Genomic DNA, 22282 nt, shown 5'->3' on the forward strand with positions numbered 1-22282 from the left:
GACTATAGCTTAGTGTTTAAAGGAATTTTCTTGGTGGCATCTACTTTCGGACTTATAGACTGAAGGTAAGACGAGCTTAATGCGTTGTCATTTTCAACAAACGGCCGTATTTGGAATAACCAAAGTTTATCACCTTCAAAGCCTAGCTCCACATCATATGGCCCGGTGTTAGACGCTTCTGTTTTCTGCGGAATTGTCACGCGAATTTCTTTTGAAAATTCTCTTATTTGATCAATATTTCTTTGAGATAAGATCGATTGATGAAATGCAGTGGTCTTTTTCTCTAAACCTCCGTTTTCTGGAAGCCTATTGTAGTTATTTTCTCGAGAAGGGGAGATTAAAGAAATACCATGAGGCATACCAATAAGCCAAGATTCTGCCGACTGGCCGTCTACTGCGCCACCAGCTCCTTTGCTAAATGCAACGGTAAGGTCATCTTCTTTATTATTACTAATCCCTTTGGTGATTAAAACCCCGCTATAATCTACATCTACTGATGGAATAATCAGAATTGACGGAAATACATTCTCTGGATTGGTTAAATATCTCTGTCTCCATTTAAAACTTCGTTCGTTGTAAGGAGAAGCCCAAACATCACGAATTCCTTGAAGCACTTTTTCTTTATTGCGCACATTAAATACGGTAAGGTTCAAACCTGCCCCCGTAAAGTTCCCTAAATCTTCCATATTGGTGTCACTACGTAAGAATACAGGAATTTCGCCAATAGATTTATTAAAGTTAAGCTGAAAACTTTGCTCTAATTTTTTTACAAATTGAGGCTGAAGTTCCATTACTTTAATGGCATCATGAAGTTGAAAAAGACGGTCTAACTGGCATTGTTCAATTTCAGATTCATCTATATGATCTTTCCGCATTTCTTCCGCTTCAGCGAAAGTAGCTTTCAAATAATCCCAATATGAACCACTTTGCAAAGGCATAGGCTGGTTCATATGTGCCTTGAAGATTCCAAACGGAATTACAGAGCCATTCACTACATTGTTAGGGAACATCGCTTTTAATTGCCCTAAATTGGCTGCTTTAGGTCCGCAATAGATTCCAGAACTTTTGGCGTCAATCTCAGTTAAATTCAGCAGATCATTTTTTTCAATGTTTATCTTGTCGATAGGAACCGCAATTTTCGATTCTTTCTTGTCGGAAGATTTTTTGTCAAAAAGACCTTCTTCCTCGTCGTTCATATCATCGACTTCTTTTAGGATGATAGTTCCTTTGGGAGAAACGGCGTAAAAGACTTCTTCTCCTTCGTATGCTTTTAGTTCTTTAAAATTTTCAGCAGAAATCACACTGTTAGGAATACCTAGGTTACGCGCTAAAAGCTGCACGTGAGAAACTAAATTCCCTTCGGCTACTGTAGCAATTCCGGCCACGGGTTTTAAATCTGCTGGAGGTTTTTGAAAAACATAAATGTTATTGGGGTTCATCTCTATATCTTCATCTTCTACGATGATCAACTTTCCTTTAGCATAACCAGGATTAAGACCTCTGGCATCGTTGGGCTGCTTTAGGTTAAGCAGTGTATTAGAAAGTTTTGCTTCGTTCTTAATGAAATTGCTCAATTCACTTACCGTTTCTCCTAACTTTAAGGCGATAGAAGAACGTACGACATTGTCTGTAAATCCAATAATCTTAGGCTCAAATCCCGCGTAAATATTGATGTCGTCTTCATAGATAGCACTAATTAAAGAGGCGCTCCATTCTACCTGACTTCTTGCGGCACTTTCAATTAAGCCTAGCTCCTCAAGACTTGTGTTTTTAGAATTGCTTTGCAAAAGTTTACTTTCTATCTTGTTCCATTCCCACCACTCAATATAACCGGCACTTGCCGTAGCTTGTGCTAATACATAAACTTTATAAATTTGCTCCTGAAGGGTTTTTGGTTCCCATTTAGAAGCGTTTTTAAAAACAATCGCCTCTAAATCATTTAAAACATCTAACATTTGTAAACGATCTGACGAACTTTTTACCGTATAGATTTGTGTTCTAATGTCACACATTAAACTCGAGCTGTCTTCTAATAATTCGATGTTGGATAAAGAATCGATAGAAGTCGCGGCAAACTTTTCTAATTTTGTTCTTAGGTAATGCTCGGCTGGTAATACCTTGGCATCTTGGTTAAAACTCGAAAGATTAACGGGAGCGTAGAATGTCTTCATCGCTAGCGTTAATGAGTCTAAGTCTTTCTTAATATCTTCTTGCAGGTCTTTTTCGTGCTTTTTAGAAAAATCTTCCACCAATTGAATATCAGATTCTGTCGGCTGCCCGTGTATTTTAGTACGAATATCCATAAACTTAGGATTTTCTTCGGCGATGGTTTTACTCAGCGTTCTCATAATTTGCGCATGAGGAGTATCATCATTATGCGGAATCTCTAACGTAGATTGCTTAATAAGTAAAAAATTCTCTTGAAGCCTAGAATCGCTCGCTAAGAGCCAATTGTAAAAGTCTTTTCCCCACTCTTGTTCATCTTCAGACTGTACCGAACCTCTATAAAATTGAGCTCTACGCATAATCCAACCGTCATCTACTCGGTTGAGGTATTTATTAAGCATATATTGTTTTAACCTAGAATGATCTTGGGAAGCATCCCAAAAGTCATTCTTGTTGGTATATGCTAAAATATCTGCAAAAAAGAGATGATTCTTTTTATGAAGTTCTTCTATTTCGGCTTTATAGCTAGCATGTTGTATTCCGCCAATTTTATCGGGGCAAGGGTCTTTAGAATCTCTAGTAGTGCCATCGTCACAAAACCATTCTATTTTTTTGTAAGGACCGCGAATGAGTTCTTTATAATTCTCTATTCTGCTTTTAATTTCGTCATTAGAAACTTTTTGAGCGATAGAAATGGTCGTATGAGTAAAGGCTATAAAGGTAAGTGTGCAAACAAGTAGATGTTTAAACATATTATATGGTTAGGATTAGCTAAAATGGATTCATCAAAGCTAACTATAAGTTTTGTTAAAATAGTCCCAAAGAAATGTTTGAGGCATCACAAATTTAGAAGTCTAAGTTTTTTAGTTCTTTATAGTTACGCAATAATTTCTTAAGTAGAATTCCGTAAAGTAAAGCGTAAACGCCCCATAAAAATAATAGAAATAATAAAATAGAGATAACTCCAATTCCTATGATAACCAGCCAATTTATTTCTTCCAGATTTTCTGAAATACCGGGCGTATAAAGGAGGCTATAAATATAAAATAACATCATCGTAATGCCCGAAGATACCAACACGTAAATGATATAACACTTTACTACTTTCCTGGTTTTTAAAATATTTCTCATAAGTAGATAGGAAGAATCTGCCACAGAGATAGTTCGATATCTTTTATAGAAAAATACGACAAAACCAGCCGTAATTAAATAACTGATGATATAAATAACGATTGTAGCTGTCTTTAAGTGGATGTTGTCTACTTCTTGCCAGAACTGCTTGTCCATAAAAAAGACATTTAAGAGAATACCAAAGCTCAACTCGATAAGGCTAATGATAAAAATCCATTTCACTACAGAAGAAGACTTTTTAAGTAGCATTTTATAAAGCTGTTCTGCCTCAAAATGCGGAAGGTTCTCTTCCTGGTTTTTCCAATCTTTTTTTAATAATTCTAATCCGTCCATAACCTAAGCACTTAAGATATCTTTTAGTTTTTTCTTAACCCTGTTCATTTTCACTCTTGCATTAACCTCTGTAATACCTAATGTTTCTGAAATTATACTGTAATTTTTTCCTTCTAAATAGAGAAAGACTAAAGCTTTATCTATGTCGTTTAATTCTTTAATGGCAGCATACATAATTTTTAGTTGTTGCTCTGTAGTGTCGTCGTATTCCTCTGCTTTAATCTTAAAACTAAATTGATCTATGTCATGCGTATAAGGTTTTCGCTTTGACTTTCTATAAAGAGTAATAGCAGTATTTAAGGCCACCCGATACATCCATGTGCTAAACTTAGAGTCTCCCCTAAACTTGGGATATGCCTTCCAAAGCTGAATTGTAATTTCTTGAAAAAGGTCAAGGTGTGAGTTTTGATCGTAGGTATACATACGACAAATTTTATGCACAATATTTTGGTGCTCCTCTAGTAACTTAACAAACTTATGTTCGGTTTCCTTTTTCACTAATCTTAATTACAAATTATTAGTAGTTTTATTTTTGAAATGTTACAAATTAGGAGATAAATATTTCTAAAAAGTCGCATCTTTTATTTCTGGTAGACTAATTTTGTAGCAAATGCAATTTATGAATATACCTAATACTAAACAGCCAAGAATTGTTATTGTTGGCGGAGGTTTTGCCGGAATTCACCTATTAAGAAAACTAATTAAGACCAAAAAGTTTCAGTTAGTCTTAATAGATAAGCATAATTACCATTCTTTTCAGCCTTTGCTATATCAGGTTTCTACCTCTGGACTAGAACCAGATTCTATTGCTTATCCTTTACGGAAAATAATTACCTCTGTAGAAAATGCTTATTTTCGGTTAACCGAAGTAACCTCAATAGATGCTAAAAATAGCACCTTACATTCTACCATAGGGGAATTAACCTATGATTATTTAGTGATTGCCACGGGTTCTAAAACTAACTTTTTTGGCAATAAAAGCATAGAGAAAAATGGAATGGCCATGAAAACCATTCCCCAGGCACTAAATATTAGGAGTTTAATTTTACAAAACTTAGAGAAAGCGACGATCACAACTCATAAAGAAGAGCGAGAAGCTTTGCTAAATTTTGTGATTGCAGGAGCCGGACCTACCGGCGTAGAGTTAAGTGGTGCTATTGCTGAAGTGAGAAATAATATTGTCCCCAAAGATTATATAGATATACAACCTTCAGAAATAAAAATTCATCTTTTAGAAGGACTTGAGAGGGTGTTGCCGCCTATGAGTGAAAAGGCTTCCGCAAAAGCAAAAAAATTCTTGGAAGAGTTAGGCGTAGAGATTCATCTCAATACGATGGTAGAAGACTATGATGGGGAAGTTGTAAATACGAATAAGGGAGATCGCTTTAAAACTAAAACTTTTATTTGGAGTGCTGGAGTCACTGGAGCTCCCGTAAAAGGATTAAATGCTAATGCTTTGGTAGAAAGAGCCAATAGGTATAATGTAAATGTATTTAATCAAGTAGAAGGCTATGAAAACGTTTTCGCTATTGGTGATATTGCCCTTATGAAAAGCGAAAAATATCCTAAAGGACACCCTATGGTGGCGCAACCCGCGATTCAACAAGGAGAAAATCTAGCTAAAAATCTAATCAAGATTCAAAAAGGAGAAAAATTAAAACCTTTCAGCTATTTCGATAAAGGAACTATGGCGACCATAGGAAGAAATAAAGCAGTCGTAGATTTAAAACGATCTACTTTTGGTGGATTTTTCGCCTGGTTTATCTGGATGTTTGTCCACCTCTGGTTTTTAGTAGGCTTTAGAAATAGAATTGTGACCTTCTTTAACTGGACCTACAATTATATTAATTTTGATAGGGCAGCAAGATTAATCATTAGACCGTTTAGAGGAGGAGTAAAAAATGAAGACTTGGTAAATCCCCCAGAAGAGGAAGAGGAGGAATAGTTTAACGTAAGGTTGGTGAAGTTTAGAGAGGTTTAATATCTAAGAAACAATTTTCTCTCAGCTATTGGATTCAGATTTTTTTTTTACGGAAATAAACCTAACCAAGGTTTTTACTTTTTTGAGTCCGTAGATACTCAATACCGAAATACAAGCAGGCGTTCCCAAACCGCCACCGTAACCGTTAAAAAAGCTACTGGCATTGAGGTAGAGCATGCTAAAAATAATTCCAGCTAAAGCGACCTCTAGGTAATACGGAAGAATTTTCTTGCTGACCATCCCTACAAAAGAGGCTCCAAAAAATACGACGGGAAGATGAAAGTTGAGGTCTTCAGATAGAATCTGAGGAAAGAAATAAAATCCCAAAGCTAAAATTAAGCTAGGGAAAGCGGAAGCTTTCACAGGTTCTATCCCTAATTCTCTGGTGAGACCATAAGGAATTACCGCACCTAAAATTCCGAAAAGAAGATACAAGACGATTTCCATTACTTAAAAAAGAGATAAGTTAAAAAATAAGAGATGGCTACTCCCACAAAAGCTAAAGTTCCCAGTTTTCCTCCAAAACCTTTTAATCGGTTGGTTGAAATGCAAAAATAGATCCCGCTAACCAATCCGGCGAAAGCTATAAAAAGATAATGATGTTCTAAAAAAGCCTGGCCCATGCCTATAAAAGAACCGCAATAAATGGCCGTACGAATAGACTGCCCTTTATGCGGAGAAGGAAAATTTTTAGGGACAAGTGCGCCAATAACACCTACCAAAGCCGAACTGATTACAGCGCTTAAGCCTAAACCAATATAAAGGTAAGTAGTAGCTAAAGCTCCCAGCATGACCGCGAATACGAGATACCAAGCTCCTAATTTTAGTTTCTTATCTTTTTGGAAGAGATACAAATAGCCAATAGATACCAAAAACATAATAAGCATGGTAAATAGGCTAGCGTAGACTAGATTTTTCTCTTCGGTGATGATGTGATAAAGAAAGAGCAAATGAATCACAAAAATGGACAACAGCGGTAAAATATAAATATGTTCTTTACGGAAGTATTTGATGATGTTTGCTTTTTTAGGTGCTGCAAAGATGAGTGTTTTCCTATACAAAAACCAAAAAAAAAGAATTACAATTCGTACCTTAAATTCTACAATTGAGTTTTTTCTTTTTTTAAAGTTTCTACTTTTAAAAGATATTTGCCTTGTAATTGATGAATTCATGAGCCTACGACATCTTAGAATATTATTTAGAATCTCTATAGGAGTTACCTTAATGATTCTTTTGTTGGAATTTTTCTTTACAGGCCTTGATTATGAAGTATGGCTTGATGCAGAAAAGATTTTCGTTCAGTTTTTGTATTGCTTTGTGATTACGCTTTTCAATTTTGTCTATTTTGTGTGGTTAGAAAAAAAATATGATTGGCATACCGAAAGCAGAAAACGCTTTGTTATAGGAGTAGTGGGCTCTACTTTTGTGAGTTTGTTTGCTTTTGGAGTTTGTAGGATGATTCATGTAGTTTTGATTGAACAAAGTATTTCTTTTGCTGAATTTTTTCAAAGTGAAACGCCGAACAGGTATTTGCTCCCATTCCTACTGGCGGTAATCGTTAGTTTGTTCTTGCATGCGGCTTATTTTTATAAAGCGATTCAGGAGAGTAAAGTAACCGAACAAAAATTAATTGCAGGAACGGCATCGGCGAAATTTGATGCGTTAAAGAATCAATTAGATCCGCATTTTTTATTCAATAGCCTTAATGTGCTTACTTCGCTTATCGAAGAAAATCCTATAGCGGCGCAAGATTTTACCACTTCGCTTTCTAAGGTTTACCGTTATGTGTTGGAGCAAAAAAACAAGGAACTCGTAAGTGTAGAGGAAGAGCTGCAGTTTGCAAAACGCTATATAGGATTGCTGGAAATGCGTTTTGAAGATAGTATACAATTTCAAATTCCAGAGAGATTTTTAAAACCGGAGGCTAAGATTGTTCCCTTATCGCTGCAGCTACTATTGGAAAACGCCGTAAAACACAATGTGGTTTCTCAAGACCAACCTTTAGAAATTTCCATAACGGAAGAAAGAGGGTTTTTGGTAGTTAAAAATAACCTACGAAAGAAGAATATACTAGGGAAGAGCTCTGGTTTTGGGTTGCAAAACATTCAGCAACGCTATGCTTTATTAACTTCCCGAAAGATGTTCATAGAGCAAGACAAAGCTTCTTTTATAGTGAAGTTACCTATGTTAACCAAGCAAGTCAAAATTATTAAAGAACCTATTTATACCGAAGGACAGATGAGTAATAGAGAAAAATTAGAACGTGCACAAGAACGAGTGAAAAAGGAAAAAGCTTTCTTCGGAAACTTAACGGCTTACGCTATTGTGATTCCTTTTTTGTTTTTCGTTAACTGGATGAGTAATGGATTGGAAGTACCGTGGTTTTTATTTGCGGCAACCGGTTGGGGAATAGGCTTGTTCTTTCATTATGTGGAAGCTTTTGATCACAATCCATTATTTGGAAAAAATTGGGAGCAGCGAAAGATTAAACAGTTTATGGAAGAGGATGATTTTAATAACTTATAACTTATAATTTATAAAAGATGGAAACCAACAAAGAAATGCGTTACTACGAAGCAAAGAAACGCGTAAAAGAGATAAAGGACTTTTACGTACATTTAGCCACTTACATGGCAGTAATAGGTTTTTTAGCCTTTTTAAACTTTAAAGATGGTTTTCAGGAATACCCTTGGTTTTTATGGCCTGCAGCGGGCTGGGGTGTAGGATTAGCTTTTAATGCTGCAAGTGCGTTTAGAATTAATCCTTTTTTTAATAAAAACTGGGAAAAGAAGAAAATCGCACAATACATGCAAGAAGAGGAAGAAGCGCCTCAACAACGCTGGGAATAAATAAAGAAACTCATGAAAATAATTATTATTGAAGATGAAAAGGCATCTGCGAGAAAATTACAGCGAATGCTTAGTAAAATGGGGCTAGAGGTAAACACGGTTTTGCATGCGGTAAATGAATCGATATCTTGGTTGTTAAAAAACCCGCATCCCGATCTTATCTTTTTAGACATTCAGCTAAATGACGGCCTTTCTTTTGAAATCTTTGAAGAAGTTAAAGTAGATAGTGCTATTATTTTTACCACCGCTTACGATGAATATGCCTTAAAAGCTTTTAAATTAAATAGCGTAGATTATTTATTAAAGCCCATAGATCAAGAAGAGTTGGAGCAAGCTTTTGAGAAGTTTAAACAAAAACACGAACAACATGGGACTACTCATTTACCCTTAGCGGAATTAAAAAACATCTTGAGTCAGCAGCAAGAAAAAACCTATAAAAGAAGATTTATTACCAAAGTAGGTCAGCATTTAAAAATGTTCCCGGTAGAAGCTATTTCTTGCTTTTATAGTGAAAATAAAGGTACATATTTACAAACGATGGAAGGTAGAAATTACCTCGTAGATTACACCATAGAAAGTTTGGAAGAAGGTTTAGACCCCGATTACTTTTTTAAAATAAGTAGAAAATATATAGTGAATATTCACGCCATTAAAGATATGCTGAGTTATACCAATAGTCGGGTGGAGCTAAAGCTGAAGAATTTTGAGAATCATAAAGTGATAGTGAGCCGGGAGCGCGTCAAAGACTTTAAAGAATGGTTAGCTCAATAATGAGCTTAATCCTCTAATCGATTCTCATTAAAAGTAGATGGCAGTAATTGCGGAATGAATTTGATAAGAATAGGCAAGAGAACACTTCCTCCTGGCATAATAAAAATGGCCAAAGAAGGTATAGATTTACATATATCTAGCAATTGATTTTTTACTTTCATACGCTCTTCGTCGGTTAAGTTCTTGTGGGTGGACTTAGAAAGCAGGACCACCAATTCTTTGCTTTCGAGCAACTCTCTAATAAGTCGGTTTTTATTTCTAAGCACCAACAACTTCACCATACGGTTAGAGTTTTTATATAGGTTGTTAAGTGCATTTGAATGTTGAAAGTAAGTAATCTGATTTTTGAATTCCGTAAAGAAAGCTCTCATTTCTACTAAGGACGTATCGATAATACTGTTTTCTAGACCTAATTGATTTCCTAGTTTTTTAATAAAGTCAACTTCTTCCTTTTCTATTTTTTCGTCGCTATAAACAGTGACGCAAGCCAAGTCGATGAGGTAATATTTTTCTAAAAGATCATTGGTGAGCTGAGCGTCGTAATGATATTCTTTATCAAGATCTAATTTATGAAACCTAAAAGAACTTTTAAGCACTTGCAAAATCAAGTTGTCATATTTGGTCTTTTCTTTTTTGGCGGTAAAAGACTGGTACACTACTCCAGCAACCATATTTTCAAACTCTTGCAAGTAGATATGAATGTCCTCTTTTTTTCTAAGAAACTCCTGAAATGCCAAAACATCTATAAAAAGTAGCGCATTGGTAATCAAATGGCTAAAATTCTTTTTGATAATGGAATTGTTGATCTGAATTCTTTCTTGTAATATTTTCTCTAGCTTCTCTTCTGGAGAGATCTTTAGCTTTAAGAACGTAAACGGAGAGGCGCTTTTTTTCTCTATTTGCGTATAAAACAACACAATCTCTTCTACTGCTTTTTCTAGAGGTAATTCTGGATGTTGCGAAGTGAAGATATATAACAATGAGTCGAACATATTGATTTTCGTCAACTCCTCTGTGGTGTACTTTAGGTTGGTTTTTTGTAGGGGAGATACCGTTTTAATGCTATTGGCGTAAATAAAGCCACTAGCTCTAAGTTGTTGGTAAAAGGTAGTTTCAGAAAAGCTAAAATGCGCTTGTTCTTTATCTAGGTAGCGAAGGTATTTTTTAATCCAGCCAGAAGCAGAAGGGTTCATGTAGTTATTTTAGTGCAAAGATAAAATTTTATCAACTTTAAAAACCAAATCGTTTTGTTTTTCGTAAGTATTGGTGAGCGAGCTTTAAAAACTAGAAGATTAGGGTTTTTAAAAATTGCTATGAAAATTAAGTTAGGTTTTTGAGTTTTTTAGTTAGTTGAAAAAAGCCCTTCAAGAAATTGAAGAGCTTTTTGATATAATTATGTTTAGGAACTAGCTATTTTTAACCATTCCTAAGGTATATAATTGTTCCATCGTAGGTGTTTTACTACCTCCTTTAGGTTCTAGTGTAATTCCAAATGCTTGAGACAAATTATTGTTTTCTAACATAAAAATTTTGTTTTCATCTTCCGTAAAGCTAGATAACATCCCAATACTGGTAGGGGTAAGCGGCTCTAAAGTCAACGACCAAACTTGATATTCTTTACCTTCTGGTGGCGTTGGTAAATTCTTAGCATCTATATAAACCTTTTTGGTTTCTTGATCCCAATGTACGGTTGCGTATGCTTCAGGTGCAACTTCTTGTCCGTCAAGCGGAACAGTTACTATATTCTTGTCTCTAAATATGGCGAGTAATTCCTCTTTCTTTTCCGCGGAAGCTTTAGTATCATTAATTTGCTGCTCCATTTGCGATTTCTGAGCATTGACTACATTTAGATTCTCACGCAATTGATTGCGGTCGTTTAATACCGAAAACAGTCCTATAAGCAGGGCAATACTTGCTGCCCAACCAAGGTAGAGTACAATATTTGTTTTCTTTTTCTCTCGATGAATCGGAATTGTTTTAGGATTATCTTCTAAATGCAGCTTATTTTTTATAATCGCAAACAATTTGGTAGGATTATAAGGCGCCACAGAAGAGGAGAGTTGATCTAGAGAATTTTCTATTTCCTCTACTTCTTTCTCAATTTCGGGATGTTTCTTTAACTCCGTACTTACCTCTTTGGACTCTTCCTCGGTTAAAGCACCACATATATAGAGTTCCAAAACGCCTGACGATATGTATTCTTGTATATTCATTACTTTACTAAAATATCTCTAAGTGATTGAATGCAGTTTCTACTTCTTGTTTTAATGGTTCCCAAAGGCGTGTCTAGCTCTTCTGCTGTTTCTGCCTGCGTATAACCTTTAAAATAGAGAAGCTCAATAATTTGTTCACAATAAGGTTTTAACGCTTTAATGTATTTTTTGATTCCAATGGCATCTACCCGATTGGAGAAACTGCTCTTGTCTTCTAATATATCTACGAAAAAGTCGGCGGTTAAGTTTTTTTTACTGTTCTTAAAAGCCTTAGATCTTGTTTTATCTATCGCAGAATTTCTTGCAATATTAAGCGCCCAAGTAAAAAATCTGCCTTTTGATGGATTATAAGCCTCTGCGTTGTTCCAAATTTTAATGAAAACATCTTGCAAAATCTCTTCTGCAATATGTTGATCTCTTATTATATTGTAGATAACACCAAATAAACTTTCTGAGTAGCGTTCATAAATACGTTCGAAAGCTTTGGGGTTTTTGTTTTGTAACTCGGCAATGAGTCCATCTGGTTGCATACGCGGGTATTAAGATTGATAAGGTATAAATGTAGTGATTTTTTCATAAAAAAAAGGCTACATTTATATTGTAGCCTTAATTAATTGGTAATTTATAGGGAAGGTAGGTCCTACTTCTCTAACATAAAAGTTCTGGTAGTTTTGTTATAAGGACCGTCAATAAGGTTCCCGTCTGCATCTAATAACTCAAGTTCTACGGTGTTTTCTCCCATTGGTAAACCTCCCATTACGTAAGGTACCCAATCGTCTAACATAAATTCTTGTCCGTTAATAGTAGCTCTTACTTGATTAGCATCTGTAGCAAGGTCTGTATTAACTAAAAAGAAATCTAACATTACTTTTTGAGTGTCTTCTCCTTTATAGGTTCCTTTTGGTCTACTATAGAACATATGTGGAGCTTCAAAATCTACTTCCATCATTTGATCTTCACTAGGTTCTCCTACAGAGAATTTTTTAACTACAAAAGAGTTTTCGTTTTTCACCGCTTCATGGTATGATCTAGATAAAAAAGCAATCATTACGTGATCTCCTTGATCTAAAGTTTTAGAAAACTTAGATTCATAGTGAGCAGAGTAAGGCTCATTATCTAAAATAAAGTGAATATGTTGTCCTTTAGCTGAAGAAGCTAACATATTAGGCTGCTCTGGCTCTGTTTGTGCACCTAGCTCATAATTTTCAACTTCAAAATTAAATTCGATGTCTTTCTTAGATTGCTTAGTTTCTGTGGGAGACTTCAACTTTAAACTCGCATCTGCAAACTCAGGTGAACCTTCCAGTTTGGTCAATGTGATTTTTTGTTGCTTCTGAGCTTCTTCTGGGGTTGAAGTCATCTCAGTTTCTGTCTTTTTTTCTTCTTTTTTGGTATCGTTTTTACAAGAAGTTGCAAAAATTAAAGCGATAGCCGATAAAATTAAACTTGTTTTTTTCATGGTTAATGTGTTTATTTAGAGATCTAATTTAAGGGGTTATTTTTTGATGACCATAATTTTTAAAAAAGCTTAACATAGTTTTAGACTTTAGGGTAGAATATAGACGCTTATGGATGTTTTTTTAACACTAAAAAAAAAATAGAAATTATTTTTAAGTTAGATTTGTGAGACTGAAAACTTGTTGTATATTTGCCCGCAGTTTAAAAAGCATAACTGCTTTGGTAATTATAAATAAGATATTCAACGAAGATTAAAGATATTTTAAGATGAAAAGAACGTTTCAACCCTCGAAGAGAAAAAGAAAAAACAAGCACGGTTTTAGAGAGCGTATGGCAAGTGTAAATGGTCGTAAAGTGCTTGCTAGAAGAAGAGCTAAAGGTAGAAAGAAACTTTCTGTGTCTTCAGAAAACAGACATAAACACTAATGCATTTTATTAGTTGTTAAATATTAAAGGTGTTGCCATTGCGTAACGCCTTTTTTTATACCCAATAGTACCGTGTTTTTATAAGTATCATAAAATTAAGCCATTGTAATGCCTAAAAATAATAACCTCAAGAGTATTTTAATTATTGGTTCTGGGCCAATTGTTATTGGACAAGCCTGCGAATTTGATTATGCAGGAACTCAAGCTTTACGTTCTTTAAGAGAAGATGGAATAGAAACTATTCTCATCAACTCTAATCCTGCAACTATTATGACCGACCCAACCATGGCCGATCATGTATACCTAAAGCCTTTAACGACAAAGTCGCTTATAGAAATCTTAAAAGAACATCCACAAATTGATGCCGTTCTACCTACCATGGGAGGGCAAACTGCATTGAACCTTTGTATTGAAGCCGATGAAAAAGGAATTTGGAAAGATTTTGGAGTGAATCTTATTGGTGTAGATATTAATGCCATTAATATTACTGAAGATCGAGAGCAGTTTAGAGAGTTGATGTTGAAAATTGGGGTAGGAATGGCTCCTCAAGCGACAGCTACTTCATTTCTAAAAGGAAAAGAAATCGCTCAAGAATTTGGTTTTCCTTTGGTAATTAGAGCCTCTTATACCTTAGGTGGAGCAGGAGCAAGTATTGTATATAAAGAAGAAGACTTTGATGACTTATTAAGTAGAGGATTAGAAATTTCTCCTATTCACGAAGTCATGATTGATAAAGCCTTAATTGGCTGGAAAGAATATGAGTTAGAATTACTTCGAGATAAAAATGATAACGTGGTTATTATTTGTACCATCGAGAATATGGATCCCATGGGAATCCATACGGGAGATTCTATTACCGTGGCGCCAGCGATGACCTTAAGTGATGATACCTTCCAAAAAATGCGAGATATGGCGATCAAGATGATGCGCAGTATTGGTGATTTTGCTGGAGGTTGTAACGTACAATTTGCGGTTAGCCCAGATGATAAAGAAGACATTATCGCGATTGAGATTAATCCGCGTGTTTCTCGTTCTTCCGCTTTAGCGTCTAAGGCAACAGGATATCCTATTGCTAAAATTGCTGCAAAACTTGCCATTGGCTACAACTTAGACGAATTAGATAATCAAATTACTAAATCAACTTCGGCTTTATTTGAACCGACTTTAGATTATGTGATCGTAAAAATACCACGTTGGAACTTCGATAAATTCGAAGGTTCTGATAGAACGCTAGGACTCCAAATGAAATCTGTTGGAGAAGTGATGGGGATTGGACGTTCGTTCCAAGAAGCGTTACAAAAAGCAACTCAATCTTTAGAGATTAAACGTAATGGTTTGGGAGCCGACGGAAAAGGTTACAAGGATTACGATCAAATTATTCAGAAATTAACTTATGCCAGTTGGGATCGCGTATTCGTGATTTATGATGCGATACAATTGGGAATTCCGCTAAGTAGAATCCACGAAATCACCAAGATTGATATGTGGTTCTTAAAGCAATACGAAGAGTTATTATCTCTAGAAAAAGAAATTTCTAATTACACCATAGACAATCTAGACAAAGACTTGTTGTTGGAAGCAAAGCAAAAAGGTTTTGCCGATCGCCAAGTGGCTTATATGCTAGGATGTTTAGAAAGTGAAGTTTATAACAAACGCGATGAACTCAACATTAACCGCGTCTATAAATTGGTAGATACCTGTGCGGCCGAGTTTAAAGCGCAGACTCCTTATTACTATTCTACGTTCGAAAATGAGGTAGAACGTCCAGATGGAACGAAATACACCGATAACGAAAGCGAAGTAAGTGACAAGAAGAAGATTATCGTTTTAGGTTCTGGTCCTAACCGTATTGGGCAAGGAATTGAGTTTGATTATTGCTGTGTGCACGGAGTTCTCGCTGCCGCGGAATGTGGCTACGAAACCATCATGATTAACTGTAATCCTGAAACGGTTTCAACCGATTTTGATATCGCTGATAAGCTTTATTTTGAACCCGTATTTTGGGAACATATCTACGATATCATCCGTCATGAAAAACCAGAAGGGGTGATTGTTCAGCTAGGTGGGCAAACCGCTTTAAAGTTAGCTGAAAAATTAGACCGCTACGGAATAAAAATTATGGGAACCAGCTATGAAGCCCTAGATTTAGCGGAAGATCGCGGAAGTTTCTCTACCTTATTGCAAGAAAATAACATTCCTTACCCAGAGTTTGGAACTGCCGAAAATGCAGACCAAGCCCTAGCGCTTGCCGATGAATTAGATTTCCCTATTTTAGTACGTCCGTCTTATGTGTTGGGAGGACAGGGAATGAAAATTGTCATCAATAAGCAACAGTTAGAAACGCACGTAGTAGATTTATTACGCAGCATTCCTAATAATAAACTTTTGCTAGATCATTATTTAGACGGAGCTATAGAAGCGGAAGCAGATGCGATTTGCGACGGAGAAAATGTGTATATCATAGGAATTATGGAACATATTGAGCCTTGCGGAATTCACTCGGGAGATTCAAATGCTTTACTACCTCCTTTTAATTTGGGAGATTTAGTACTTCAGCAAATAAAAGATCACACGCATAAAATTGCTTTAGCCTTAAAAACGGTAGGATTGATTAATATTCAATTTGCAATTAAGGACGAAGAAGTATTTATCATAGAAGCCAATCCTAGAGCTTCTAGAACGGTACCTTTTATCGCTAAAGCTTATGGAGAACCTTACGTAAACTATGCGACTAAAGTGATGTTAGGCGAAAATAAAGTAACCGATTTTACTTTTAACCCGCAATTAAAAGGCTATGCCATTAAACAACCGGTATTCTCTTTTGATAAATTTCATAATGTAAATAAACAATTAGGTCCAGAAATGAAAAGTACAGGAGAAAGTATCCTCTTTATCGATAGCCTAAGGGACGATGATTTTTACGACTTATACGCCCGTAGAAAAATGTACTTGACCAGTTAAGAAAAATACAGTTTTATAAATTTAAAAAGGACGCCTTGGGGTGTCCTTTTTTGTTTTTAAAGAATCTCGACTTGTATTTTAATAGATGCTCAGCATCAAAAAAGCTATGTTAAAAGCAAACTTATAAAACTTGTGTTTTTAATCACTTAGAGGGAAGATTTTAAAGTTCTTCTCTTTGGGAAGCCTTGCCTGAATAGTACGGAGAGGATTTAGTATGAGATGTATGAGAACCCGGGTAGAAATCTATAATGCGTATCGCAAAACATTTACCATCAGCGCTACCCCAATCGCGATTCCAAAACTCAGTAAAGTGCCAATAAGAATATATTCGGTGAGTTTGCGGTCTTTAGATTGAGTGAGGTCGCTAAAGCGAAAGATAGATTTAGCGGCAATTAAAAAACCAACGCCTTCCCAATGTTGTGTAATGATAAAGACATAAACCAATAAGCGTTCTAAAATACCTATATATTTCCCAGCGTTGTTGAGGGATTCGTCTTCTTCTATTTCCGTTTTTGGAGTGTATACAGAAATTAGGGTTTTAATGCTAATAGAAGCAGGATTAGTCACCAAAAATGCTCCCAAGAGGTAAAGCCAGAGTTCATTGGGGATGTCTATGAACTCTATGTTTCCTTTGCATACGAACGCAATCACGAAGATGACAATAAGGTGTAAGGCTTGATCTATAAAAAATAAGTATCGCTTATTTCGTTCGTTCTGTAAAGTTAATTTTGCGGCATCTATCATAAGGTGAGTTCCACCAACAATCAGCGGAATGTACCACAGGCTAAAATCCCACATAAACAAATAGCTTAAACCTATATGAACCAGGATATGGAAATACAGTTTTGGCGAAGCTAACTTCCGGCGTTCTTTATCTTTTACCCAACTGTAGGGCTGAAAAAGAAAATCTCCCAAAAAATGCGCGAATAAGAGTTGCAGTGCCAATAGCATATTATAGAATAGATTTTATTTTATGAGAAAATACCTCATTAAAAGCTTTGAGCTCTTCCCAAAAGGCTCTTTTTTGACGCTCGCTTACCGTATTTTGTTTAATACCAATAAGAGCACCGAGTTCCTCCTGGTTATGTCTAGGATTTTCCATGGTTAGTTGAATTACTTCCGCCGAATTGATCGTCCAATAATCCATCGCCATTAAGGTCAATTGAAAATAAGTATTTAATTCTTTATCTAAAAATTCTTGTCCTGTTTTTATGGCGAGATTGGTTTTCTCTTTCTTTAAATTTTCAAAAATTTCCCCAGAGCGAATAAAGGCAGAACCGTTAGATTCACTTATTTTAGGAGTCTCAAAAGTCTTTTCTCCTATTCCAATCGCCATTCTAACATCCAAATTTTTAATCGTCTTGATCACCGCTTTTAAATAAACGGCACTCCAAAAAGCTTGCGAGGGATCTTCAATTTCTACTTGAAAACTATCTCCTCTAAAAATCTCCCAAAGCGATTTTTGCGGCTGAAGCACGCCCAGTGCATAACGCAACTCACTTAGGTATTCTTCTGGATTGTGCTTGCTTCTGGAAGCTACAATATCTCCTGTAATTATACTTGTCATATTCAAATATCGTTATTTAAAACGATATATGCAATTATCGCTTAATTAAACGATAAATGTAGTTATCGTTTTTTAAGACGATAATCGCTAGTGGTTCAGGAAAAGCTTTAGTATTAACTAGGTAAAGAAATTGAAATGTTTATTTTTGGAGAAGTACTTTTCTTATACCAATTATATAGCTCATTTTGAGGTTTAATCGGTATAATAGTTTAGAATCAATTTCATGATAAAAGAATTCACCCTAGTTTTTGCCGCTTTATATGGTGGTTTGGCCATAATATTTGGCGCATTTGGAGCGCATGCGCTTAAGAAAATATTCAATCAAGAACAATTAACCAGTTTTGAAACCGGCGTTAAATACCAAATGTACCACGCCATTGTATTGTTAATTATAGGAGTTCAGTTTCCTTTGGTGAATACGCTAGAAGTATTCATGGTTTGGTTATTTATTCTGGGAACCTTTCTCTTTAGTTTTAGTATTTATGGCCTCTGTATTACTTCCGCGAAGGGAAATAAAATCAAAGCCTTAGGGCCTATAACACCATTAGGAGGATTACTCTTGGTAGCGGGTTGGGGCTGCATGCTTATCTATTTTCTTTCTTATGGAAAACTCTTATAATAAAAAAACCACCTTGATGAAAGGTGGTTCTTACTATTTTGCTTGATAATTTTTATCGGCTTAGGACTATAATCTGAACGCTTTTGCCACCATCGGTAGACTTCCAAACTTGATTTTTCTTTTTATCGCTTACGATAATCCAAGTTTTGTTAAGTGCGGACTTATCTTTTGCATCTTCATCTTCATTTTTAATGATGATATAGCCCTCATTCAATTCATATTTGAAGCTACTTTCGTCAATAAAATCATTCTGAAACACGTTATAGCTTATATTCTTGGTTCCTTTTCCATTTTTCTTAAACTCGATGCTTCCAATGTTTTGTGCCGAAGTATTTTGTCCTTTGTTATTCACCACTTCGTACTTATCAATATTCCAGGTATTCACAATATTTGGGGAGCAGCTAAAAAGACTGATGCTCACAGCCAATAGTAATAAATTTCTTTTCATATATAATTGTTATTTTTTTTAATATAACAAAAGTACGATTGCAAACCCATATTTTTATAGAGGTTTAACTTTTAAGGGAGTATTACTCGGTATTTTTGTAGTTCATCTAAATAATTTTTGGACGAAAAATCAGTTTCATTAAATTCTTGATGCCTGTGTCCTTTCATCTTAATACGTTTTAAACATTTTAAGAAGCGTCGTATTTCGTTTTCATTATCCAGAATAAGTCCAGGAACCTTCACTGTATTACCATGGTCATCTTTGGCCACCATGGTAATGTAAGAAGAATTACAATGCTTCACCTCACCTGTTTGTATGTCTTCGGCTTCCACTCTAATCCCAACTACCATCGACGAATTTCCTACATAATTCACAGATGCTCTCATTGTCACTAATTCGCCAATTTCTATGGGATTTAAAAAATCTACCGTATCTACACTGGCGGTCACGCAATACGCTCGGCTATGTTTAGAAGCGCAAGCAAAAGCGATTTGATCTAGCAGTGACAAAATATGACCTCCATGAATTTTCCCATTAAAATTAGAGTGGGAGGGAAGCATTAATTCGCACATCACGATTTGAGATTCTTCCACATTTCTAAATTCTATACTCATAATTGTTTCATTTGGGCGCATCCCTAACGGGTCGGGCTTTACGCTATATCTTTTCTATAGTTCTGCTATCGCAGAATTATAAAAAAGGATACCGCTGCAATCCCTTGCGCATTATTTTTTGTTAATTAATTCGATTGGATTATCGCTTAGTTCTATCTTCTAAAATGTGGAGAATGAGAAAGTTCTACTCCGGTGATAAAATGTTTGGTGTCACCCCAAAAAATGAAAGTTCCATACCTTTCTACATAAGTGACTTCTATATATTCTCCTTGATACGTATTAAGCTTCTCGATCACCTCTCCTTCTTGGTCTAAGACCGAAAAACTAAAAATTTGAGCGCCACTAATTCCTTGACTAATCTCACCTTCCCAAGTTTTTACCACTACGCCACGATTACTAAATTTGATAAGTTCTCCTGCTCGTGTCCCTTCACTATAGGGCACAAAATAGATAAAGGAATAAAAAGCGATAGCGACTAAGGCTATACCTAGCAATATATAAATAAGTGTTTTTTTCATCTTTTTGTATTAGGAGTCGTCTCCTTCTGTAAGGTTGACTAATTTTTGATCTATTTGTTTACTGGCTTTTGCACCAAGTTTTTTGAGTTTTTCTACGCGACGAATCAAGTTTCCTTTTCCCGTAAGCTTTTTCATAGCGGTGTCGTAACTGCCTTGTACCGTTCCTATTTGCCGGCCTAACTTTAATAACTCCTCGGTTAAGTTAGTAAAAGAATCGTACAATGCACCTGCCTGGGTAGCAATTTCAATCGCATTTTGTTTTTGCTTTTCATTTTGCCACATACTATCAATGGTTTTTAAAACCGCAAGTAAGGTGGTAGGCGTAACGATAATAATGTTTTTATCAAAAGCATCGTTGTATAATTGAGGGTATTCATTAGAAGCAATGGCAAAAGCCGCTTCAATGGGAATAAAAAGCAATACAAAATCTGGACTTTCCATTTGGTAAAGCTGATGGTAGTTCTTTTTACTCAACTCGTCCACTCGCTTTTTTACCGAAATCAAATGATTCTTTAAGTGCATAGGCTTTTGAGTCTCGTCCTCTTCGTTCATATAGCGCTCGTAAGCATTGAGAGAAACCTTGGCATCAATAATCATTTTCTTTTCTCCTGGTAATTTGATCACCACATCGGGCATGACGCGTTTTCCTTCTTCGGTGGTAAAGCTTTGCTGCACAAAATACTCGCTGTCTTTTTGAAGTCCGCTGCGCTCCATGACTCTTTCTAAAATCATTTCGCCCCAATTCCCCTGCATTTTAGTGTCTCCTTTTAAAGCTTTGGTGAGGTTGGTAGCTTCTTCACTAATCTTCAAATTTTGTTCGTTAAGAAATTCGAGTTGTTTTCCTAATTCGGCGTGTCTTCTTAACGAGTTTTCGCTATTTCGGTCTACTTTTTCTTCAAAAACCTTAATTTTTTCTTGCAGCGGATTTAAAATATTTTGAATATTCTCTTTATTCTGAAGTGTAAACTTCTCTGATTTCTGCTCTAGAATTTTATTGGCCAAGTTCTCAAATTCCTTTTGAAATTTTTCTTGCAGTTGTTCTACTTCATTTTTTTGCTCTTCACTTCGCTGCTTTAAGTTTTCAAACTCTACATTCTTCCGCGTTAGCTCATTTTTAAAGAAATCTTTTTCACTTCTAATCTCCTCGCGATCTCTTCCGATTGCTTTAATTTCCTGCTGCATTTCCGCTTTAAGCGCTAAAAAATAAGTTTCAGATTTTTGCTGTTGCTCTTTTAAAGCATTCATTTCAAGTTCTTTTTGCTTGCCGAAACTTTCTAACTCTTTCGTCTTGCCGCTACTTTTTAGATGCTTCACCAAGACCCCTAATATAATTCCGCTAAGAAAAATAAAAAGTCCGGCAATGATAAGAAGATGAGATTCTTGCATGGGATTCTAGTAATAAATCCTCCAAATATACGGATAAGCTTCTCTAAGTTAAAAAACTTAACTCTTAATTTTGAAGCTTTTGCTTACCGCATCAAACTGAATAAGATCGCTAGGAAAAAGATGCTCTAAGTGCTTTTCTTTAATGAGATTCTCTGGCGTTAGCTGAATGACTTTTCCGCCATTTACCAATATAATCTGATCACACAATTGCAAGGCTAAATCGATTTCATGAGTGGCAAAAACAATGGCTTTTTGAGTGGTTTTGGACAGCTTTTGAAGCAATTTGAGAACGAATGCTTTGTGATACAAATCTAGATGGGTGGTAGGTTCGTCTAAAATAATAAGCGGGGTATCTTGGGCAAGTGCTCTGCCAAGCATCACTTTTTGCAACTGTCCGTCACTTAAACTGCTACATTTTCTATCTGCTAAATCTTGAAGATCTATTAAATCTATGGCTTGCTGAATAGCGTCTTTATCTATCTTGCTTAAAACTCCTAACCAGTTGGTGTAAGGATGTCTTCCCAAGGTCACCAATTCTTTTACGCTTAGGTTTTTTGAAAAATGCGTCTCGGTAAGAACGATGCTTATGATTTCTGAAATTTCTTTTGCTGAAATTTTTTCTAAAGAAAGATCTTCCAAAAAGACTTCTCCAGAGATAGCATCCAATTCTTTGGTGATGGTTTTTAACAAGGTAGATTTCCCCGATCCATTCACGCCAATCACTGCAATCAATTCTCCTGGGTGGATGTTGATCTCTATATTTTTTGCTACCAACTTATCGTCGTAACCTATAGTTAAGTTACGCGTAGATAAAATGGAAGTAGAAGCTTGCTTTTCCATA

General features: G+C 35.7%; 23 protein-coding genes. 7 read left to right on the top strand and 16 right to left on the bottom strand.

Features of this window, described 5'->3' with window-relative positions:
* Nucleotides 1-2: 2 nt before the first annotated feature.
* The 3 genes from RBU60_RS09230 to RBU60_RS09240 form a co-directional block, all read right to left on the bottom strand.
* Nucleotides 3-2918 carry a PEP/pyruvate-binding domain-containing protein gene (locus RBU60_RS09230; RefSeq protein ID WP_308864592.1) on the bottom strand — a complete coding sequence of 972 codons (2916 nt, stop codon included), beginning with the start codon at nucleotides 2916-2918 and terminating at the stop codon, nucleotides 3-5.
* 94 nt (nucleotides 2919-3012) lie between these two features.
* Entirely contained in the window at nucleotides 3013-3630 is a 618-nt protein-coding gene (locus tag RBU60_RS09235) for a hypothetical protein (protein ID WP_308864594.1), read from the bottom strand.
* A 3-nt stretch (nucleotides 3631-3633) separates the two neighbouring features.
* A complete protein-coding gene (locus RBU60_RS09240; protein ID WP_308864596.1) occupies nucleotides 3634-4128 on the bottom strand; it encodes an RNA polymerase sigma factor in 495 nt (164 codons plus the stop codon).
* 121 nt (nucleotides 4129-4249) lie between these two features.
* Between RBU60_RS09240 and RBU60_RS09245 the strand changes: the two genes are divergently transcribed.
* On the top strand, nucleotides 4250-5575 hold the full coding sequence (locus RBU60_RS09245; protein ID WP_308864597.1) for an NAD(P)/FAD-dependent oxidoreductase: 1326 nt from the start codon (nucleotides 4250-4252) through the stop codon (nucleotides 5573-5575).
* A 57-nt stretch (nucleotides 5576-5632) separates the two neighbouring features.
* Here the strand turns inward: RBU60_RS09245 and RBU60_RS09250 are convergent, their stop codons facing one another.
* A complete protein-coding gene (locus tag RBU60_RS09250) occupies nucleotides 5633-6058 on the bottom strand; it encodes a hypothetical protein (protein ID WP_308864598.1) in 426 nt (141 codons plus the stop codon).
* On the bottom strand, nucleotides 6058-6672 hold the full coding sequence (locus RBU60_RS09255) for a hypothetical protein (RefSeq protein ID WP_308864599.1): 615 nt from the start codon (nucleotides 6670-6672) through the stop codon (nucleotides 6058-6060). Before RBU60_RS09255 ends, RBU60_RS09250 begins: the two co-directional genes overlap by 1 nt.
* A gap of 109 nt (nucleotides 6673-6781) precedes the next feature.
* Here RBU60_RS09255 and RBU60_RS09260 point away from each other — a divergent pair, with 109 nt between their 5' ends.
* From RBU60_RS09260 to RBU60_RS09270, 3 genes are read left to right on the top strand one after another with little or no spacing between them, the layout of a single operon-like run.
* Nucleotides 6782-8137, top strand: coding sequence for a 2TM domain-containing protein (locus RBU60_RS09260; RefSeq protein WP_308864600.1), 1356 nt, complete (start codon nucleotides 6782-6784; stop codon nucleotides 8135-8137).
* 17 nt (nucleotides 8138-8154) lie between these two features.
* Nucleotides 8155-8460, top strand: a complete 306-nt coding sequence (locus tag RBU60_RS09265; RefSeq protein ID WP_308864601.1) for a 2TM domain-containing protein — start codon at nucleotides 8155-8157, stop codon at nucleotides 8458-8460.
* A gap of 12 nt (nucleotides 8461-8472) precedes the next feature.
* On the top strand, nucleotides 8473-9231 hold the full coding sequence (locus tag RBU60_RS09270) for a LytR/AlgR family response regulator transcription factor (protein ID WP_308864602.1): 759 nt from the start codon (nucleotides 8473-8475) through the stop codon (nucleotides 9229-9231).
* A 5-nt stretch (nucleotides 9232-9236) separates the two neighbouring features.
* On the opposite strand, the gene RBU60_RS09275 is transcribed toward RBU60_RS09270, so the two are convergent.
* The 4 genes from RBU60_RS09275 to RBU60_RS09290 form a co-directional block, all read right to left on the bottom strand.
* Nucleotides 9237-10424 (bottom strand): LETM1-related biofilm-associated protein, encoded by a 1188-nt coding sequence (locus RBU60_RS09275; RefSeq protein WP_308864603.1) that lies wholly within the window; start codon nucleotides 10422-10424, stop codon nucleotides 9237-9239.
* A 213-nt stretch (nucleotides 10425-10637) separates the two neighbouring features.
* Nucleotides 10638-11444, bottom strand: a complete 807-nt coding sequence (locus RBU60_RS09280) for an anti-sigma factor (RefSeq protein ID WP_308864605.1) — start codon at nucleotides 11442-11444, stop codon at nucleotides 10638-10640.
* Nucleotides 11444-11974, bottom strand: a complete 531-nt coding sequence (locus RBU60_RS09285) for an RNA polymerase sigma factor (protein ID WP_308864607.1) — start codon at nucleotides 11972-11974, stop codon at nucleotides 11444-11446. The genes RBU60_RS09280 and RBU60_RS09285 overlap by 1 nt, the downstream gene beginning before the upstream one ends.
* Nucleotides 11975-12084: 110 nt before the next feature.
* Nucleotides 12085-12903: a hypothetical protein gene (locus tag RBU60_RS09290; RefSeq protein ID WP_308864608.1), complete on the bottom strand. Its 819-nt coding sequence runs from the start codon at nucleotides 12901-12903 to the stop codon at nucleotides 12085-12087.
* A 266-nt stretch (nucleotides 12904-13169) separates the two neighbouring features.
* Here RBU60_RS09290 and rpmH point away from each other — a divergent pair, with 266 nt between their 5' ends.
* Together rpmH and carB are read left to right on the top strand one after the other, a co-directional pair.
* Nucleotides 13170-13328 (top strand): 50S ribosomal protein L34, encoded by a 159-nt coding sequence (gene rpmH, locus RBU60_RS09295; RefSeq protein ID WP_013071475.1) that lies wholly within the window; start codon nucleotides 13170-13172, stop codon nucleotides 13326-13328.
* Between the two features lie 108 nt (nucleotides 13329-13436).
* Entirely contained in the window at nucleotides 13437-16289 is a 2853-nt protein-coding gene (carB, locus tag RBU60_RS09300) for a carbamoyl-phosphate synthase large subunit (RefSeq protein ID WP_308864609.1), read from the top strand.
* A 243-nt stretch (nucleotides 16290-16532) separates the two neighbouring features.
* Here carB and RBU60_RS09305 read toward each other — a convergent pair whose 3' ends face one another.
* Both RBU60_RS09305 and RBU60_RS09310 read right to left on the bottom strand, forming a co-directional pair.
* Complete coding sequence (locus tag RBU60_RS09305; protein WP_308864610.1) at nucleotides 16533-17240, bottom strand: DUF3307 domain-containing protein; 708 nt, start codon at nucleotides 17238-17240, stop codon at nucleotides 16533-16535.
* A 1-nt stretch (nucleotide 17241) separates the two neighbouring features.
* Nucleotides 17242-17856: a transcriptional regulator gene (locus tag RBU60_RS09310; RefSeq protein WP_308864612.1), complete on the bottom strand. Its 615-nt coding sequence runs from the start codon at nucleotides 17854-17856 to the stop codon at nucleotides 17242-17244.
* 223 nt (nucleotides 17857-18079) lie between these two features.
* On the opposite strand from RBU60_RS09310, the gene RBU60_RS09315 reads away from it, so the two are divergent.
* Nucleotides 18080-18475: a DUF423 domain-containing protein gene (locus tag RBU60_RS09315; protein ID WP_308864613.1), complete on the top strand. Its 396-nt coding sequence runs from the start codon at nucleotides 18080-18082 to the stop codon at nucleotides 18473-18475.
* A 52-nt stretch (nucleotides 18476-18527) separates the two neighbouring features.
* Here the strand turns inward: RBU60_RS09315 and RBU60_RS09320 are convergent, their stop codons facing one another.
* The 5 genes from RBU60_RS09320 to RBU60_RS09340 all read right to left on the bottom strand — a co-directional run bounded on the left by RBU60_RS09320 (nucleotide 18528) and on the right by RBU60_RS09340 (nucleotide 22281).
* Complete coding sequence (locus tag RBU60_RS09320) at nucleotides 18528-18923, bottom strand: lipocalin-like domain-containing protein (RefSeq protein WP_308864614.1); 396 nt, start codon at nucleotides 18921-18923, stop codon at nucleotides 18528-18530.
* Nucleotides 18924-18994: 71 nt separating this feature from the next.
* Nucleotides 18995-19537, bottom strand: coding sequence for an acyl-CoA thioesterase (locus tag RBU60_RS09325; RefSeq protein WP_308864615.1), 543 nt, complete (start codon nucleotides 19535-19537; stop codon nucleotides 18995-18997).
* 152 nt (nucleotides 19538-19689) lie between these two features.
* Nucleotides 19690-20055 (bottom strand): 6-phosphogluconate dehydrogenase, encoded by a 366-nt coding sequence (locus RBU60_RS09330; RefSeq protein WP_308864616.1) that lies wholly within the window; start codon nucleotides 20053-20055, stop codon nucleotides 19690-19692.
* A 9-nt stretch (nucleotides 20056-20064) separates the two neighbouring features.
* Nucleotides 20065-21441, bottom strand: a complete 1377-nt coding sequence (gene rmuC, locus RBU60_RS09335; protein WP_308864617.1) for a DNA recombination protein RmuC — start codon at nucleotides 21439-21441, stop codon at nucleotides 20065-20067.
* Between the two features lie 57 nt (nucleotides 21442-21498).
* Nucleotides 21499-22281, bottom strand: a complete 783-nt coding sequence (locus RBU60_RS09340) for an ABC transporter ATP-binding protein (protein WP_308864618.1) — start codon at nucleotides 22279-22281, stop codon at nucleotides 21499-21501.
* Nucleotide 22282: the final 1 nt, after the last annotated feature.

Origin of the sequence: Mesonia profundi (assembly GCF_031085155.1) — a bacterium.
Classification (GTDB): domain Bacteria; phylum Bacteroidota; class Bacteroidia; order Flavobacteriales; family Flavobacteriaceae; genus Mesonia; species Mesonia profundi.

What these genes read in the sequence shown, in the direction of transcription:
- RBU60_RS09230 (WP_308864592.1), bottom strand. Translation starts at nt 2,918, where the DNA reads ATGTTTAAACATCTACTTGTTTGCACACTTACCTTTATAGCCTTTACT.
- RBU60_RS09235 (WP_308864594.1), bottom strand. Translation starts at nt 3,630, where the DNA reads ATGGACGGATTAGAATTATTAAAAAAAGATTGGAAAAACCAGGAAGAG.
- RBU60_RS09245 (WP_308864597.1), top strand. Translation starts at nt 4,250, where the DNA reads ATGAATATACCTAATACTAAACAGCCAAGAATTGTTATTGTTGGCGGA.
- RBU60_RS09250 (WP_308864598.1), bottom strand. Translation starts at nt 6,058, where the DNA reads ATGGAAATCGTCTTGTATCTTCTTTTCGGAATTTTAGGTGCGGTAATT.
- RBU60_RS09260 (WP_308864600.1), top strand. Translation starts at nt 6,782, where the DNA reads ATGAGCCTACGACATCTTAGAATATTATTTAGAATCTCTATAGGAGTT.
- RBU60_RS09265 (WP_308864601.1), top strand. Translation starts at nt 8,155, where the DNA reads ATGGAAACCAACAAAGAAATGCGTTACTACGAAGCAAAGAAACGCGTA.
- RBU60_RS09270 (WP_308864602.1), top strand. Translation starts at nt 8,473, where the DNA reads ATGAAAATAATTATTATTGAAGATGAAAAGGCATCTGCGAGAAAATTA.
- RBU60_RS09275 (WP_308864603.1), bottom strand. Translation starts at nt 10,424, where the DNA reads ATGAACCCTTCTGCTTCTGGCTGGATTAAAAAATACCTTCGCTACCTA.
- RBU60_RS09280 (WP_308864605.1), bottom strand. Translation starts at nt 11,444, where the DNA reads ATGAATATACAAGAATACATATCGTCAGGCGTTTTGGAACTCTATATA.
- RBU60_RS09285 (WP_308864607.1), bottom strand. Translation starts at nt 11,974, where the DNA reads ATGCAACCAGATGGACTCATTGCCGAGTTACAAAACAAAAACCCCAAA.
- RBU60_RS09290 (WP_308864608.1), bottom strand. Translation starts at nt 12,903, where the DNA reads ATGAAAAAAACAAGTTTAATTTTATCGGCTATCGCTTTAATTTTTGCA.
- rpmH (WP_013071475.1), top strand. Translation starts at nt 13,170, where the DNA reads ATGAAAAGAACGTTTCAACCCTCGAAGAGAAAAAGAAAAAACAAGCAC.
- carB (WP_308864609.1), top strand. Translation starts at nt 13,437, where the DNA reads ATGCCTAAAAATAATAACCTCAAGAGTATTTTAATTATTGGTTCTGGG.
- RBU60_RS09305 (WP_308864610.1), bottom strand. Translation starts at nt 17,240, where the DNA reads ATGCTATTGGCACTGCAACTCTTATTCGCGCATTTTTTGGGAGATTTT.
- RBU60_RS09310 (WP_308864612.1), bottom strand. Translation starts at nt 17,856, where the DNA reads ATGACAAGTATAATTACAGGAGATATTGTAGCTTCCAGAAGCAAGCAC.
- RBU60_RS09315 (WP_308864613.1), top strand. Translation starts at nt 18,080, where the DNA reads ATGATAAAAGAATTCACCCTAGTTTTTGCCGCTTTATATGGTGGTTTG.
- RBU60_RS09320 (WP_308864614.1), bottom strand. Translation starts at nt 18,923, where the DNA reads ATGAAAAGAAATTTATTACTATTGGCTGTGAGCATCAGTCTTTTTAGC.
- RBU60_RS09325 (WP_308864615.1), bottom strand. Translation starts at nt 19,537, where the DNA reads ATGAGTATAGAATTTAGAAATGTGGAAGAATCTCAAATCGTGATGTGC.
- RBU60_RS09330 (WP_308864616.1), bottom strand. Translation starts at nt 20,055, where the DNA reads ATGAAAAAAACACTTATTTATATATTGCTAGGTATAGCCTTAGTCGCT.
- rmuC (WP_308864617.1), bottom strand. Translation starts at nt 21,441, where the DNA reads ATGCAAGAATCTCATCTTCTTATCATTGCCGGACTTTTTATTTTTCTT.
- RBU60_RS09340 (WP_308864618.1), bottom strand. Translation starts at nt 22,281, where the DNA reads ATGGAAAAGCAAGCTTCTACTTCCATTTTATCTACGCGTAACTTAACT.